Source organism: Catellatospora sp. NPDC049133 (assembly GCF_040648455.1).
GTDB classification, from domain to species: domain Bacteria; phylum Actinomycetota; class Actinomycetes; order Mycobacteriales; family Micromonosporaceae; genus Catellatospora; species Catellatospora aurea.
Map to the genome: position 1 here is coordinate 16896 of NZ_JBEZDT010000003.1, position 13224 is coordinate 30119.

The following is a 13224-nucleotide window of genomic DNA, read 5'->3' on the forward strand; positions in this document are numbered from 1 at the left end:
GGGCTACCGCTCTGGGCGCGGCTTCGCCCGCGTGAGTTCCTCCGCGAGCTCCGTGTCGGTGAACTCCGCGTCCAGGGCGGCCAGCTGCTCGGCCTCGGCCGCGAACTCCGCCTCGAGCGGGGCGGTGAGCCGGGAGAAGTCGTCCGGGCGCACCTGCGCGGGCACCGGCACACCGGCCAGCGCGCTCGCGGCCGCCTCGGCGTCGACCAGTTCCTCGACGCTGTCGAGGTGGACGTGGGCCGGGCCGAAGTCGGCGTCGACGCCGCCGGCCGCGACGGCCACCTGGTTCGCGGGGGCGAACACGAAGGTGCGGTAGGTGTAGAAGCGGAAGAGCGTGCCGAGCACCAGGCCCAGGAGCTTGGCCGCGTTGAGCGCCAGCAGGCCGTGCAGGCCCAGCATGTACTTGGTGGCGCCCATGATGGCCAGCTCGATGGCCAGACCCGCGGCGTTGAACACGACGAACAGCAGGAACTCGCGGCCCATGGCCTGGCTCATCCGGTCGCGGTAGGTCCAGTGCCGGTTCATCAGGTAGGACGTGACCATCGCCACGATGGTGGCGACGACGTTGGCCTTCAGCTGGCCCGTCGGGAAGACCGTCAGGACCAGGGCGTTCAGCACCACGAAGTTGACGACGGTGTTCACGCCGCCGACGATGGCGAACTTCAGAGCCTCCGGGCCCATCTTGCGGAGTCGGGAGGGCAGCAGGCGATCGAGCATCGTCAGGTCAGGGCGCACTGGGTCACCTTACGCGAGTCGGTGCGAACGGGGCGGCATCGCAACTCCGAATGCAAGCCAACTCACCCGACCTGGGCCGGAGCGGGCGTAGCGGCCGGCGCGCCGGTGAAGACGAACCGCCGATATGCCCAGAACCGGAAGACGCTGGCGATGGCGTTGCCGACCAGCATCTTGGCGACGTTGTCGGCCAGCCGCGTCTGGAACAGCTGCGGCCACACGGCCCCGAGCACGTCGTGGCTGAGCCACAGCACGCCGACGCTGATGCCCAGCCCGACCACGTTGAAGAAGAAGTAGAGCAGGTACTCCCGGGCCAGGCTGGAGCGCTCGCGGTCGCGCCAGGTCCAGTACCGGTTGCCGACGAAGGCGCCGGTCGCCGCGACCGTGGTGGAGATGACCGTGGCGGTCAGCCAGCCGGTCGTCGACAGCAGCAGATTGAAGATCACAAGATCGACGACGTACGCGGCACCGCCGACGACACCGAACTTGCCCAGCTCGTGGATCAGGTGCCGGAACTGCGCGACGAGCCTCAGCGGCAGTGCTGGGGCCGGTGGCGCGCTCGGCGGTTTGGGGGTCACCCCGCGAGCCTACCGTGTCGGCGTGGCCTTGCCCGCTGTGCGCGGCGGCCCGGTGATCACCGCGAGCAGGCCCACCTCCATCGGATCGCCGCCTGTCCGCAGCTCGGCGACGCCGCCGGCCGGGGCCTTGCCGTCCACCCGGAGCACGTCCAGGCCGGGCGTACGCCAGGGGCACAGGCCGGGCACGGAGCGGCAGGCCAGCGCGGCGGCCCCGGCGTTGCGGCCGCCGCCGAGGTTGCCCGGCTCGCCGGCCGGCGCACCGTCGATGAACAGCTCGTCGCCGGTCAGCGCGAGGTCGCCGTCCCACAGCGCGAGACCGATGCCGACCGGTCCCGCACCGCCCAGCCCGATGACGGTCGGCGCGTCGCCGCGCCCGGTACGCGGACCGAGGTACACCGCCGCCTCACCGCGCGGCGCGTCGCGGTGCTCGTACACCACGGCCAGCGTCCAGCCCGCGAACTGCTTCTTCCCGCGCGGCAGCGGCCCGGCCGGGGCGGTCAGCCACCAGTCCCCACCGCCGCCCTTGCGGAGCAGCTTGGTGACGTCGGCGAAGCCCTGGGTCAGCGACGTGCCCGACTCGGCATGCCCGAACCGCACCTCCACCGGCGCCCAGTCGCCCTTCGGTCCGTGCAGCGCGACCACCTCGGGCAGTTCGGCGGCCGAGGCGGCGACGACCAGCCCGGCCCAGCGGACCTTCGCGCCGTCCGGCAGCTCCAGCCGGGCCCCGCTGGCCGCCTTCTCCCCGGCGAGTGCGGCGATCGGCCCGTCCGGCCCGTTCGGTCCCCGCTCGTCGAACAGGCCGCCGGGCGCGGCGGGCTCGCCGATCGCGGGCAGCAGCGGCGTCATGTCCAGCACGTTGTTGTCCGCGCCGAGCAGGCACAGCGGGCGCGGCCGGCACGACAGCAGGGTGCTGCCCGCCAGCGCGACGTCAACCCGGCCCCGGGCGGCGTGCCCGAGGCGCAGCCCGGACGGCGCGACGGGCACCCGGAACACGGTCGCGCTCTGCCGCCGCCCGTACGTCGCGGCGACGCCGATCTCCTGGAAGCCGCTGACCGCGGCATCGGCCAGCACCGGTAGCCGGGCCACCGAGCGGGCACCCTTCTTCCAGCGCGGCCGGTCGCAGGACGCGCCGGTCGCGGTCGCCTCGCACTGCCAGCCGTCCCCGGCCCCGGTCCCGGCCAGCCGCAGCCCGGCGGGCAGCGTCACGTCGATGCGCACGGCCCCGGGCGGCGCGGCGGCAGGGGAAGCGCTCAGCACCGGTTCGGGCTCCGTCGCGACGCTCGCGGCGGCGGTCAGGCGCGCCGCGAGCGGCGAGAGCCCGGCGGCAGTCGCGATCGCCGCCTGACCCGCGCCGACGGTCGCGACTCGGCCCACCGCGCGGGTCGCTACGCCGGTGCCGGTCTGACCCGTGGTGGTGTCGGTGGCACCGCCGGTCTGACCCGTGGTGGTGTCACTGGCACCACCGGTCTGCCCGGTCGATGCGTCAGGGGCGACCTCCAGCTGGTCGCCGCGCTCGTCGGAGGAGGCGCGCACCGGGATGGGCAGCGTGCCCGCGCGGCCGGCCACGAGATCGACCTCGGCGAACTCCGGTGCCGACACCTCGGCGTCCGGCTCGGCCGGGGGCGCGGGGGCCACCGGTCGGGGAGCCACGGGCGCGGGAGCCGCGGGCGGCTTGGGCACGGTGACCGGGGGCCGGGCCGGGGGCAGCGCGTTCGCCGGGGGCTGCGTGGTGTGGCCGGGCGGCGACGGCAGGTGAGTCGCCACCGCGGATGGCGGCACCGCGGTTGTCGGTTCCGCAGGCGACGGCGGTGCGGGCACGAACACCGGCGGCGCGGCGGGCACCGGCACCGGCACCGCGCGCGACGGGGCCGTGGGCGGTGTGGGGGTCGCCGTCATCGCGACGAACACGGCGATCCCGGCCAGCGCCGCGATGCCCACGCCGCTCCCCGCGACGATGCTCGCGCCGCCGTACCGGCTGATCAGTCGGCCGGGCGCGGTCAGCAACCACCGCCCGGCGGCGAGCGCCAGCGCGGCCGCCGCCGCCGACCACGTGCTCAGGTTCTCCCAGGCTTGCTGCCACCACAGCACGAGCGCTCCCCAGGCCACGGTCAGCCGACCGCCGAGCGCGCCCGTGCCGGCCAGGTAGGCCGGCGCGGCCGCTCCCAGTAACAGGGGCGCGACGACACCGCGCAGGCCGGCGTTCTCCTCGGTCAGCTCGCGGTGCAGGCGGCGGCATTCGGCGCAGCCGGACAGGTGCTCGTCGACCTTGCCGCGGTCGCGCTTGGCCAGCGCTGCGCGTACATATCCGGCCAGGTGCGAGCCGGTCCAGTGGCAGCGCGGGTTGCCGGTGAGCGCGATGTGCTCCTGCAGGTACATCTGGCGCAGCCCTTCCCGGGCCCGGTATGCCAGCGCCGCGACGCCGTTCGGGGTGAGCCCGAGCAGCGGGGCCACCTGGGACGGGCTCTCGCCCTCCACCTCGGTGTGCCAGAGCACGGCCCGCCAGCGTTCGGGCAGCCGGTTGAAGGCGCGGGCGGCGTACGACGTCTCCAGCCGCGAGATGGTCGGGTCGTCGACCGGTTCCGCGGTCTCGTACCGGGTGAGGTCGTCGGTGAGCTCGACGCGGCGCTCGCGCCGGGCCCGGTCGTAACGGGTGTGCCGCATGGTGGTGAGCAGGTACGCCCGGAACGCGGTGTCCGGCCCGCCGCCGCTGCGCAGCACCGCCAGCACCTTGGCGAAGGTGTCCGCGATCAGGTCGTCGGCGTCGGCGTGATCGGTGCTGAGCACCCGCGCGAGCCGCCGCGCCGATTCGAGGTGGCGTTCGTAGAGCAGCCCGTACGCGTCGGTGTCGCCGCCGCGTACCAGGGAGATGAGTTGTGGATCGCTCTGCGCGTCGATGGACTGATCTTGGGCAGGGTAAAGCGCACTGGTCACGGCCGCCTCCGGGGGGAATGTCACGGTTTCGCCGGCTGCTAGGGACGTTAGACCAATCACCCGATTTGCGGAATATGCGGAGCTCATGATGAAGTCGCGATAGCCGCGTTCGCCGGAGCCTGGAGCGGGTACAGGTAGTAGGTGACGGCGTCCGCTCGCGTCAGTGCTGTCGCGCTGAACTGTGATCAAAAAGGGGATTTGCGGAAACGTGCGCGTTCGGCCGAAGAATCGTGCGTGAAGAAGCACCCAGACCGACGCTTGTGCACTTATTCACAAGGCGGGAAGGGCCTCCAGCAACAAACCGGGCTTACGCTGAGGCCACATCCCGGACGACGCACGGCCACCCGGCCGTGGTCCGTCGTATCCGTCGGTCAAAGACGACCACGAGGAGAACTCCATGACCGCGCCGGCAGTCATCGCAGGGCTTGACCAGCATCCGACCTCGCACCCGAAGCTGATCGCCTGGGTGCGCCAGATCGCAGAGCTCACCACGCCGGACAGCATCGTGTGGTGCGACGGCTCCGAGGACGAGTGGCAGCGCCTCACCGCCGAACTCGTCACCGCGGGCAGCCTGGTCCAGCTGGACCCGGTCAAGCGGCCCAACTCCTTCTGGGCGCGCACCGACCCGTCCGACGTGGCGCGGGTCGAGGAGCGCACGTTCATCTGCTCGGTGGACGAGGCCGACGCCGGCCCGACCAACAACTGGATGGCCCCGGCCGAGATGAAGCAGCTCATGACCGAGCTGTACCGGGGCTGCATGCGCGGCCGCACCATGTACGTCATCCCGTTCTGCATGGGCCCGCTTGACGCCGAGAACCCGATGTTCGGCGTGGAGATCACCGACTCGGCGTACGTCGTGGCCAGCATGCGCATCATGACCCGGATGGGCGCCAAGGTGCTGGAGGCCATGGGCGAGACCGCGGACTTCGTGCCCGCGCTGCACTCGGTCGGCGCGCCGCTGGAGCCGGGCCAGGCCGACGTGCCGTGGCCGTGCTCGACCACCAAGTACATCTCCCACTTCCCGGAGACCCGCGAGATCTGGTCGTTCGGCTCGGGCTACGGCGGCAACTCGCTGCTGGGCAAGAAGTGCTACTCGCTGCGCATCGCCAGCGTGATGGGCCGCGACGAGGGCTGGCTCGCCGAGCACATGCTGATCCTCAAGCTGACCAGCCCGGCGAACAAGGTGCACTACATCGCGGCGGCGTTCCCGTCGGCGTGTGGCAAGACCAACCTCGCCATGCTGGAGCCGACCATCCCCGGCTGGAAGGTCGAGACCCTGGGCGACGACATCGCCTGGATGCGCTTCGGTGAAGACGGCCGCCTGTACGCGGTGAACCCGGAGTACGGCCTGTTCGGCGTCGCGCCGGGCACCGACTGGAAGACCAACCCGAACGCGATGCGTACGCTCGCCGCCGGTAACTCGCTGTTCACCAACGTGGCCCGCACCGACGACGGCGACATCTGGTGGGAGGGCATGGGCGAGCCCCCGGCCCACCTGACCGACTGGCACGGCAACGACTGGACCCCGGACTCCGACCAGGTCTCCAGCCACCCGAACTCGCGCTTCTGCACCCCGATCACGCAGTGCCCGATCCTGGCGCCGGAGTACGACGACCCGCAGGGTGTGCCGATCTCGGCGATCCTGTTCGGCGGCCGCCGCAAGACCACGATCCCGCTGGTCAGCCAGGCCCGTGACTGGGTGCACGGCGTCTTCCAGGGCGCGACCCTGTCCTCGGAGACCACGGCCGCCGCCGTGGGCCAGGTCGGCGTGGTCCGCCGCGACCCGATGGCGATGCTGCCCTTCATCGGCTACAACGCCGGCGACTACTTCCGCCACTGGATCGCCATGGGCAAGGGCGTCGACGGCAACGCCGACAAGCTCCCCGCGATCTTCTACGTGAACTGGTTCCGCCGCGGCGACGACGGCCGCTTCCTGTGGCCCGGGTTCGGCGAGAACTCCCGCGTCCTCAAGTGGGTCGTCGAGCGCCTGGAGGGCGAGGCCGCCGCGGTCGAAACCCCCGTCGGCTTCGTCCCCCGCGCCGAGGACCTGGACCTCACCGGCCTCGACCTCCCCATCGCGGACGTCGAACTCGCCCTCGAAGTCCGCCAGGACGAGTGGACCGCCGAGATCCCGCAGATCACCGAGTGGTTCGACAAGTTCGGCGACAAGCTTCCGGCAGTCCTCTGGTCCGAGCTCGACGCCCTCAAAGCCCGCCTCAACGTCACCGAGTAGCCCTTCGGTCGACGATCTTGCGTGTACTGCGGGGATGACACGCCCTTAACGGGCAAATTCCCAACAGTTCGCGCAAGATCGTCACGATCTTGGCACAGTCGCGCAGGCCCCCCGGCGGAGTCGGGGGGCCTGCGGGCATCATGGGGGTGTGCAGATCTCGGCTAGAGGCGACTATGCGGTCCGGGCCGCTCTGGAGCTGGCCAACGCGTACCCGGCCACCATCTCGGCGCAGGCACTGGCGGACGCGCAGGGGCTGCCGCGCAAGTTCCTGGAGGCGGTGCTCGCCGATCTGCGGCGCAGCGGCGTGATCCACGCCGTCCGGGGCGCTGACGGCGGGTACAGCCTCAGCTCGCCGCCTGCCGAGGTGACCATCGGCACCGTGCTGCGGGCCGTGGACGGGCCGCTGGCGGGAGTCCGGGGCCACCGTCCCGAGCAGACCAGCTACACCGGCACCTCCACCCATCTGCCGCTGGTATGGGTCGCGGTGCGGTCCGCGGTGCGCGGCGTCGTCGACGAGGTGACGCTGGCCCAGGCCGTCACCGGGCAGCTGCCGGAGGCCGTCCGAGATCTCACCACGGTCCCGGACGCCTGGCAGCCGCGCTGATCTGCGCAAGCGGCGTTAGGCTGCCCAGGATGAAACTCCGCGACCTCGTCTACTCCGTGTACGAACGCCGCCTGATCCAACTGCTGGCGGGCAAACCGCGTCCCCGGCACGTCGGCGTCATGTGCGACGGCAACCGCCGCTGGGCGCGCGACATGGGCTACGTGGACCCCAACGACGGCCACCGGGTCGGCGCCGAGCGGATCAAGGAACTGCTGCGGTGGTGCGACGAGGCCGGCATCGCCCACGTCACGCTGTACCTGCTGGCCACCGACAACCTGCGCCGCCCGGCCGCCGAGCTGGACCCGCTGCTGCAGATCATCGAGGACCTGAGCACCGAACTCGCCGAGGACGGCAACCCCTGGCAGCTGCGTATGGTCGGCGCGCTGGACCTGCTGCCCGCCGACACCGCCGCGGCGCTGAAGGCCGCCCAGGAGCGCACCGCGGGCCGCCACGGCGGCGCGCACGTCAACATCGCGGTCGGCTACACCGGCCGCCGGGAGATCGCCGACGCGGTGCGCTCGCTGCTGCAGGAGCACGCGAAGGCCGGCGCGACCCTGGAGGAGGTGGCCGAGAAGCTCGACGTCGAGCACATCGCCGAGCACCTCTACACCCGTGGCCAGCCCGACCCGGATCTGATCATCCGGACCAGCGGGGAGCAGCGGCTGTCCGGCTTCCTGCTGTGGCAGTCCGCCCACTCGGAGTTCTACTTCTGCGAGCTGAACTGGCCGGACTTCCGGCACGTCGACTTCCTGCGCGCGCTGCGGGCGTACGCCGGCCGCCAGCGTCGTTTCGGCGCGTGAGGCTCGGGTTTTCCACCCATAGCCTGAGTCCGATTTCTTCCCCTCTCCCACCTGCGCTCCTGTTGAAAATGTGACCTGTTTCACGATCCACGTGACCGGCTTGGCACGTCGCCGGAAAACCCGGCAGGGTCCCTGACCAGCGCCTTCCTCCCCCGGAGGCGCGGCAACCCCCTACGAAGGGACCGACTCGTGTCGACACCCCGTGACCCCCTGCTGGGCCGCCACCGTGAAACCCGTCAGCGCAGCGGCCTGGCCCGCCTGCTGGCCGCCCACTCCCGGAAGATCGCGCTCGGCGTGCTCTGCGCCGCCGTGCTCGGCGCGCTCGGCTACGGCCTCGCCGGCAAGTCCGACCCCGAGCCGCTGGCCGCCGACCTCGCCGCCGCCCGCGCCGCCGAGGCCGAGGCGGCCACCCGCGACTACGACCGCCTCGTCGAGGCGTCGCCGAGCGTCTCGGCCACCCCGACGCCGAGCGTGAGTCCGACCCGGGCCACCACCCCGAAGGCCCACGTGCCGTCGACGGTGCCGTCGAAGCCGGCCGTCAAGCGCACCGCGTCGACGCCCACGCCGACCTCGTGCAAGAGCTTCACCGGCAACCAGCTCACCGCGTGCAAGCTGCTGCCCAGCTTCGGCTTCGCGTACAGCCAGATGAGCCCGCTGGTGAAGCTGTGGCAGCACGAGAGCGGCTGGAACCACAAGGCCGAGAACTCCGGCTCCGGGGCGTACGGCATCCCGCAGGCGCTGCCCGGCAGCAAGATGGCGAAGTTCGGCGACGACTGGAAGACCAACCCCGCCACGCAGATCAAGTGGGGCCTGGACTACATCAAGAACCGATACCAGACACCCGCCGGCGCGTGGGCGCATTTCCAGGACGTCAGCTGGTACTGACACGCGGATTCGCCGCTCGTTTCACGACTTTCAGTCACGCAGCGACTACGTGAAGCGAGCGGCGATCCGACCTCGGCATCCCCCGACCGGGTGATGCCGACATCGGCGGATCGTCGGACAGATCGCGAAGACATGCTGGCCAAACGGGTTTCTTGCGGTTAGCGTGAGTCATGGTCGATGTCCCGATACGAACGTACGTACTCGACACCTCCGTGCTGCTGGCGGATCCGGCCGCGATCCGCCGCTTCTCCGAGCACAACGTCGTGCTGCCGCTCGTGGTCATCTCCGAGCTGGAGGGCAAGCGGCACCACCCGGAGCTCGGCTGGTTCGCCCGGCAGTCGCTGCGACTGCTCGACGACCTGCGCATCAAGCACGGCAGGCTGGACGTGCCGCTGCCGGTGAACGATTCCGGCGGAACTCTGCGGGTGGAGCTCAACCACTCCGACCCGCAGATCCTGCCCAGCGGCTTCCGCAACGACACGAACGACGCCCGCATCCTCGCGGTGGCGCTCGGTCTGGCGGCCGACGGGCAGCAGGTGACCCTCGTCAGCAAGGACATGCCGTTGCGGGTCAAAGCCGCGGCGGTGGGCCTGGCGGCCGACGAGTACCGGCACGACCAGGCGGTCGACCCGACCTGGTCCGGCCTGGCGGAGGTGGACCTGTCGGACGCCGACATGGCCGCGCTCTACGCCGGAGAGGGCATCGACCATGACGAAGCGGCGGGGCTGCCCGTCCACACCGGACTGATCCTGCACGCGGGGCGCGGTTCGGCGCTCGGGCGCGTGCACACGGACAAGACGGTGCGGCTGGTCCGCGGCGACCGGGAGGCGTTCGGGCTGCGCGGGCGCTCGGCGGAGCAGCGCATCGCGCTGGATCTGCTGCTCGACGACAGCATCGGCATCGTCTCGCTGGGCGGCCGGGCGGGCACCGGCAAGTCCGCGCTGGCCCTGTGCGCCGGCCTGGAGCAGGTGATGGAGCGGGGCAAGCACAAGAAGGTCATCGTGTTCCGCCCGCTGTACGCCGTCGGCGGCCAGGAGCTGGGCTACCTGCCCGGCACCGAGGCGGAGAAGATGTCGCCGTGGGCGCAGGCGGTGTTCGACACCCTCGGCGCGCTGGTGCACGACAACGTACGCGACGAGGTGCTGCACCGGGGCATGCTGGAGGTGCTGCCGTTGACCCACATCCGCGGCCGCAGCCTGCACGACGCGTTCGTCATCGTCGACGAGGCGCAGTCCCTGGAGCGGGGTGTGCTGCTCACCGTGCTGTCGCGCATCGGCGCGGGTTCGCGGGTGGTGCTCACGCACGACGTCGCCCAGCGCGACAACCTGAGGGTGGGCAAACACGACGGTGTCACGGCGGTGATCGAGACTCTCAAGGGGCATCCGCTCTTCGCCCACGTGACCCTCACCCGGTCGGAGCGTTCCGCCATCGCCGAGGTGGTCACCGATCTCCTGGAGGAGTAATTCTGTCATGAATTGACACCCTTTGGTGTGTGACCGGGGCCACAGTCGCCTGGCCGGGCGACGACAGGCCCCGGTCCTTTGCGTAAGGGTGGGGTGGAGCGCCCCGCAACCCGGCGCCCCGGCGTGCCATCCCCCGGCGCGCCGAGCGGCCCGCGCTTGCCCGGCAAGGCGTGCTCCCCTGCGACCGTCCACCCCCGACTTCGGACGGACCCGGGGCCCCACCGCCGAGAGGATCCCCTGTGTCCCGGCAACGCCGCGCCCCTCGCCGGGCGCACCCCGCGACCGGTCGTGTGATCGTCCGTGGCCTCGCCGTGCTGACCCTGCTGGGCGGGGTGGCCGGTGCGATGCGGCTCGACGAGACCGCGCAGTGGCAGGCCGACGCGTCGACCGCGGGCGGGCAGGCGCACATCGCCGCGCAGGCCGAGTCGGCCGCGCTCACGCTGCAGCAGCACCAGCTCCTGCTGGCGGCGCAGGACCGCGCCGCGGCCGAGGCCAAGGCCGCCGCGGCCCGCGCCGCCGCCGTGGAGAAGGAGGCCAGCCGCCGCGGCGCCAACCGCACCGCCACCGTCGACTTCGGGCCCATCCCGAGCAGCTGCAACGAGTTCAGCGGCAACCGCGCGATCGGGTGCGCGCTCGTGCTCGCCGCAGGCATGGACCTCACTCAGATGGCCTGCCTCAACAGGCTGTGGACCCGGGAGTCCGGCTGGAACCACAGGGCCGAGAACAAGAGCTCCGGGGCGTACGGCATCCCGCAGTCGCTGCCCGGCGACAAGATGGCGAAGTTCGGCGACGACTGGCAGACCAACCCCGCCACGCAGATCAAGTGGGGCCTGGACTACATCAAGAAGCGCTACGGCAAACCATGCGACGCCTGGGCGCACTCCGAGGCCAAGGGCTGGTACTGACCGTCAGCCGGGATCGGTGAGGCCGGCGCTGGTGTGCTCCTGGGCGAGCCGGCGCAGCGCGGTGAGCACGGCCTCGCCGAGCACAGTGCCGGTGACCAGGCCCTCGACCATGGCGGCCCGGTCGCCGCGGGCCAGCACCAGGCTCACCTCCTGGCGGGCCAGCCGCTCGGTCGCCTCGGCGTAGTCGTCGACCATCGCCAGCATGTCCTGCTGTCCGAGCTCGCGCAGCGCCGCGATGGCGTCGGCGAGCTGGTCCAGCGCGGGGGCGTTCGCGTGCACCCGCCAGCCCCGGTCGGCCACGACCCGGGCGGCCTCGGCGCGCGCCGCTCGCCAGCCGGGCGTGGTGCGATCGGCGCGCGGCGCGCCCGCGATCGCCTCGTGCGCGGTGCCGAGCAGGTGGTGACCGGGCAGCTCGGCGTCGTCGACGGCCTGCAGCACCTGGCGCACCCCGGCCACGCTCAGGCCGCCCACGTCGATCAGCGCCCGGATCAGGCGCAGCCGGCGCAGGTGCGCCTCGTCGTACTCGGCCTGGTTGCGGCCCAGCGAGCGGCCGGGTGGAAGCAGCCCTTCGCGCAGGTAGTACTTGACCGTGGGCAGCGACACGCCACTGGTGCGGCTCAGTTCGGAAATCTTCATCGGGGTTCACGATACCCAACCGGATAGCGGACAGTCATGCTATCCATGATGAGGAGGTGTAATCATGGCGACCGTGGTTCCGGGCCGGATGTCGGCCGACATCGAGGGTGACTTCGTGGTCTTCCTCATCGGCATGCGGTTCAACAAGCTCTGGAAGATCCACAAGTGGTGGGGCGCGTTCACCGCGATGCCGCGCATGCTGAAGGTGCTCGCCGAGCGGCCGGAGCTCGGCCTGCTCGCGGTGGAGTACGCGATCACGCCGCGCGGCCCGCTGACCGTGCAGTACTGGCGCAGCGTCGAGCAGCTGGAGGCGTTCGCCCGCGACGCCGCGCTGCCGCACCACCCGGCCTGGCGCGCCTTCAACAAGCTGGTCGGCGGCAGTGGCGACGTCGGCATCTGGCACGAGACCTACCTGGTCGGCGCGGGCCGGTACGAGGTGCTCTACGGCAACATGCCGCGGTTCGGGCTGGCGCGGGCCGGCGAGCACGTGCCGGTGGCGCGCAAGGGCGAGACGGCTGCCACCCGCCGGGGCGGTTCGCCAACGTAAGGGATTAATCGCCCAAACAAGCTAATATCGGCATCACCGTCGACCTCGGAGGATGCTGATGCGGGCGATCGCGCTGTTGATGTGCGTGGCGGCGATGGCCGTGGCGTCGCCCGCCGCCGCCCGGCCCGACGACCCGCCGCAGGTCGAGGTCATCGGCGGGGCCCGCGCCGGGGCGGGGGAGTTCCCGTGGATGGTGCGGTTGGACAACGGCTGCGCGGGCAGCCTGGTGCGCACCCAGTACGTGCTCACCGCCGCCCACTGTGTGAGCCGTACCGGCGCCAACTCCTCGATCAGCGTGCGGGGCGGCTCGGCCGACCTCGGCTCCGGCAAGACGTTCCAGGTGCGCAGCAGTCACGTGTGGCGGGCCCGCGGCTTCTCCGACGTGACCCGCGGCGACGACTGGGCCGTGATCCGGCTGTCCCGCCCCGTCGACGTGCCGGTGGTCGCGCTGCCCTCCGGCGGGGGCCTGGACGGCGGCACGCTCACCGCGGTCGGCTGGGGCGCGACTCGCGAGGGCTCCCGCGCCCAGCAGCGCTACCTGCGCAAGGTGCAGGTGCCGTTCGTCGGTGACGGGACCTGCGGCAAGATCTACCGCTCGCACGGGTACGGATTCACCGACGCGGACATGATCTGCGCCGGCGACCTCAAGCACGGCGGCAAGGACAGCTGCCAGGGCGACTCCGGCGGCCCGCTGCTGCGGCGCGACGGCACGCGCTGGGTGCAGGTCGGGATCGTCAGCTGGGGCGTGGGGTGCGGCCGGGCCGCATACCCCGGCGTCTACACCCAGGTGTCGCACTTCGCCGCGGATATCAACGCGGCCATTGAGGAGAAGCCCGCGCGCGGTTAGGTTCACCCCATGAGCGAACGAGTCGAATGGCTCGATCCAGTCGGCGCCGATTCTGCTCACATC

At 71.7% G+C, this 13224-nt stretch carries 12 protein-coding genes; 8 read left to right on the forward strand and 4 right to left on the reverse strand.

Annotated elements, in window-relative coordinates:
* Nucleotides 1-3: 3 nt before the first annotated feature.
* From AB0B35_RS03835 to AB0B35_RS03845, 3 genes are all read right to left on the reverse strand, one after another.
* Complete coding sequence (locus AB0B35_RS03835) at nucleotides 4-717, reverse strand: GtrA family protein (protein ID WP_361040830.1); 714 nt, start codon at nucleotides 715-717, stop codon at nucleotides 4-6.
* 80 nt (nucleotides 718-797) lie between these two features.
* A complete protein-coding gene (locus tag AB0B35_RS03840; protein ID WP_361040325.1) occupies nucleotides 798-1310 on the reverse strand; it encodes a GtrA family protein in 513 nt (170 codons plus the stop codon).
* A 9-nt stretch (nucleotides 1311-1319) separates the two neighbouring features.
* A complete protein-coding gene (locus tag AB0B35_RS03845) occupies nucleotides 1320-4241 on the reverse strand; it encodes a sigma-70 family RNA polymerase sigma factor (protein WP_361040328.1) in 2922 nt (973 codons plus the stop codon).
* Nucleotides 4242-4638: 397 nt separating this feature from the next.
* Between AB0B35_RS03845 and AB0B35_RS03850 the strand changes: the two genes are divergently transcribed.
* The 6 genes from AB0B35_RS03850 (at nucleotide 4639) to AB0B35_RS03875 (ending at nucleotide 11131) form a co-directional block, all read left to right on the forward strand.
* A complete protein-coding gene (locus AB0B35_RS03850; protein ID WP_361040331.1) occupies nucleotides 4639-6474 on the forward strand; it encodes a phosphoenolpyruvate carboxykinase (GTP) in 1836 nt (611 codons plus the stop codon).
* Between the two features lie 148 nt (nucleotides 6475-6622).
* The gene (locus AB0B35_RS03855; RefSeq protein WP_203693238.1) at nucleotides 6623-7078 is read left to right on the forward strand and encodes an Rrf2 family transcriptional regulator; all 456 of its coding nucleotides are present in this window, start codon (nucleotides 6623-6625) and stop codon (nucleotides 7076-7078) included.
* A gap of 29 nt (nucleotides 7079-7107) precedes the next feature.
* Nucleotides 7108-7878, forward strand: coding sequence for an isoprenyl transferase (locus AB0B35_RS03860; RefSeq protein WP_203693237.1), 771 nt, complete (start codon nucleotides 7108-7110; stop codon nucleotides 7876-7878).
* A gap of 189 nt (nucleotides 7879-8067) precedes the next feature.
* Nucleotides 8068-8763: a transglycosylase SLT domain-containing protein gene (locus tag AB0B35_RS03865; RefSeq protein WP_361040333.1), complete on the forward strand. Its 696-nt coding sequence runs from the start codon at nucleotides 8068-8070 to the stop codon at nucleotides 8761-8763.
* Nucleotides 8764-8933: 170 nt separating this feature from the next.
* The gene (locus AB0B35_RS03870) at nucleotides 8934-10226 is read left to right on the forward strand and encodes a PhoH family protein (RefSeq protein WP_360521636.1); all 1293 of its coding nucleotides are present in this window, start codon (nucleotides 8934-8936) and stop codon (nucleotides 10224-10226) included.
* Between the two features lie 239 nt (nucleotides 10227-10465).
* Entirely contained in the window at nucleotides 10466-11131 is a 666-nt protein-coding gene (locus tag AB0B35_RS03875) for a lytic transglycosylase domain-containing protein (protein WP_361040336.1), read from the forward strand.
* A 3-nt stretch (nucleotides 11132-11134) separates the two neighbouring features.
* Here the strand turns inward: AB0B35_RS03875 and AB0B35_RS03880 are convergent, their stop codons facing one another.
* A complete protein-coding gene (locus tag AB0B35_RS03880; RefSeq protein WP_361040338.1) occupies nucleotides 11135-11767 on the reverse strand; it encodes a MerR family transcriptional regulator in 633 nt (210 codons plus the stop codon).
* Nucleotides 11768-11831: 64 nt separating this feature from the next.
* Between AB0B35_RS03880 and AB0B35_RS03885 the strand changes: the two genes are divergently transcribed.
* Nucleotides 11832-12314, forward strand: coding sequence for a DUF4188 domain-containing protein (locus tag AB0B35_RS03885; RefSeq protein ID WP_360521627.1), 483 nt, complete (start codon nucleotides 11832-11834; stop codon nucleotides 12312-12314).
* A gap of 58 nt (nucleotides 12315-12372) precedes the next feature.
* A complete protein-coding gene (locus AB0B35_RS03890) occupies nucleotides 12373-13161 on the forward strand; it encodes a serine protease (RefSeq protein WP_361040340.1) in 789 nt (262 codons plus the stop codon).
* The last annotated feature ends 63 nt before the right edge of the window (nucleotides 13162-13224 follow it).